This is a genomic window from Saccharomonospora halophila 8 (assembly GCF_000383775.1).
Taxonomy (GTDB): Bacteria; Actinomycetota; Actinomycetes; order Mycobacteriales; family Pseudonocardiaceae; genus Saccharomonospora; species Saccharomonospora halophila.
The window spans coordinates 1-2,235 of sequence record NZ_KB912570.1 but is presented as its reverse complement, the minus strand read 5'-3'; the positions used below and the strand labels follow the sequence as shown (position 1 = coordinate 2,235).

Genomic DNA, 2,235 nt, shown 5'->3' with positions numbered 1-2,235 from the left:
CCGCTCGACCCGAGCCCCCTCGGCCGTCATCGCCGCCACCGCGGCGGGCAGGACACCGACGCGGGCACCCACCCGGCCCGCGTGGACGGCGGCGACCACTCCCGCCTCGGCGTCACCGAGCAGGACGGGGACACAGTCCGCGACGAGCACGGCCACCGCGGTACCCGGACGGGTGGTGACCAGCGCGTCGGTCGCCTCGGCCGCCTCCTCCTCGGTCCCGTCGACCACGGTCACCGTCCGGCCGTGGACCTGTTCCATCCACGCCACCCGGCCCAGGTCGAGCTCGTCGGTGAGCCGTCGGCGGTTGGCCGCGACGGCGTCCGGGTCGTCGCCGACGTGGTCACCGAGATTGAACGAGTCGAACGGCGGCTTCGACACGCCGCCCGACCTGGTGGTCACGACCCGACGGATCCGCGCGGGACCCGACGCTTCCGACACGGCGTCCACTCCTTCGACTGCCGACCCCTGGCGGGCCACTCCGGTTCCGCCCGCCGAGCCTACCGCGCGGGCGGACCCGCTCAGCGGCGCATGAAGGGGGGCACGTCGACGTCGTCGTCGGTCGGATCGTCGTCGGTGACCGGGAACGCCCGTCCGCTCCAGCCGCCCTGGCTCCGCGGCCCGCCGACGGCCCCGGACTGGGCGGCTCCGGACGAGGTCCCCGTCGGCCTCGCGGAGGCGGCGCCCTGCTGGCTCCCGCCCTGGTGACCGTCCCCGGCGTCGTCCCGGTCGGCCGACTCCTCCGGCCGGTCGAGCCCGTCCACCTCGACCCGCGGGCAGTCTTTCCAGAGCCGCTCCAGCGCGTAGAAGGACCGCTCGTCGGTGTGCTGGATGTGCACGACCACGTCCACGTAGTCCATGAGCACCCAGCGGCCCTCCCGCTCACCCTCCCGCCGTACCGGCTTGTGCCCGGCGGCGCGCAGCTTCTCGTCGATGTTGTCCACGATCGCGCCGACCTGCCGTTCGTTCGGCGCCGACGCGATGACGAACACGTCGGTGATCACGAGGCGGTCCGACACGTCGAGCACGACCACGTCGATCGCCTTCTTGTCCGCCGCCGCGTGCGCGGCCACGGTGGCGAGTTCTCGGGCTTCGGCGGTCGCTGACACGATGCTCCTTCGGGGGGTCGAACGTCTGTCGGGAAAGCCTACCCGCAGGTCCCCGAGGGCGGCGCGGGTCTCACCCACGGCGCCGACGCGACGGTACCCCGGCGTGCGGTGCACGGACCGGTTCTCACTCCCGGTGCCTGCCCACGGACGTGCTGCGGTCGGCCCGGTACAGGCGCCGCTTGTTGATGTAGCGCACCACCCCGTCCGGCATGAGGTACCAGATGGGCTCACCGTCGTGGACCTTGTCCCGGCACGCCGTCGAGGAGATCGCCATCGCCGTCACCTCGACGAGACTGACCTTGCCGTCCGGCAGGTGATGGTCGTGCAGCCGGTACCCCGGGCGGGTGACCCCGATGAAGTGGGCCAGCGTGAACAGCTCGTCGGCGTCCCGCCAGCCCAGGATCTGCGCGAGCGCGTCGGCCCCGGTGATGAAGAACAGTTCGTCGTCGGGGTACTCGGAGCGCAGGTCCCGCAGGGTGTCGACGGTGTAGGTCTGGCCACCCCGGTCGATGTCGACCCGGCTGACCGAGAACTTCGGGTTCGAGGCCGTGGCGATCACGGTCATGAGGTAGCGGTCCTCGGTCCTCGACACCGTCCTCTCGGCCTTCTGCCACGGCTGGCCGGTCGGCACGAAGATCACTTCGTCGAGCCCGAACCGGTGCTGGACCTCGCTGGCTGCGACCAGGTGGCCGTGGTGCACCGGATCGAACGTGCCTCCCATGACCCCGATACGGCGTGCGGACATGGAACCCCACTCTAAAGGTCCGCTTTCCGGGGCCCCGGACACAGGGCCGCCGGAACCGGGAGGACCGGCGGTCAGCGGCGGAGCGGGACCAGATCGTCGGCGTGCACGACCTCGCGCCGGTACTCCGGGGGGAGCTCGTGCGTGGAGCGGCCGATCAGGTCCGGCAGTTCGGTGACGTCGAAGGCCACCACACCCCGGGCCACGACCTCCTGTCCGGCATCGACCAGGTCCACCACGTCCCCGGCCTCGAAGTCACCGTCCATCCCGGTGACCCCTGCCGCCAGCAGGGACCGCCGGTTCCGCACCACGGCGTCCACCGCGCCGTCGTCGAGGTGCAGGCGACCGCGGGCCCCCGCCGCGTAGCCGAGCCAGAACCGCCGGGCC

General features: G+C 72.4%; 3 protein-coding genes and 1 pseudogene. All 4 read right to left on the bottom strand.

Going from position 1 to position 2,235, the window contains the following annotated elements; genetic code table 11:
* On the bottom strand, positions 1–438 hold a 438-nt coding region (locus SACHA_RS0116190; protein WP_028663259.1), incomplete at its 3' end, for a polyphenol oxidase family protein.
* A 272-nt stretch (positions 439–710) separates the two neighbouring features.
* Positions 711–1,106 (bottom strand): annotated as a pseudogene (gene rsfS, locus SACHA_RS24635) (ribosome silencing factor); the annotation flags it as partial.
* Positions 1,107–1,230: 124 nt separating this feature from the next.
* Positions 1,231–1,851, bottom strand: coding sequence for a nicotinate-nucleotide adenylyltransferase (gene nadD / locus SACHA_RS0116180; RefSeq protein ID WP_028663258.1), 621 nt, complete (start codon positions 1,849–1,851; stop codon positions 1,231–1,233).
* 71 nt (positions 1,852–1,922) lie between these two features.
* A partial coding sequence (locus tag SACHA_RS22620) for a PUA domain-containing protein (RefSeq protein WP_039739392.1) occupies positions 1,923–2,235 on the bottom strand: 313 nt, incomplete at its 5' end.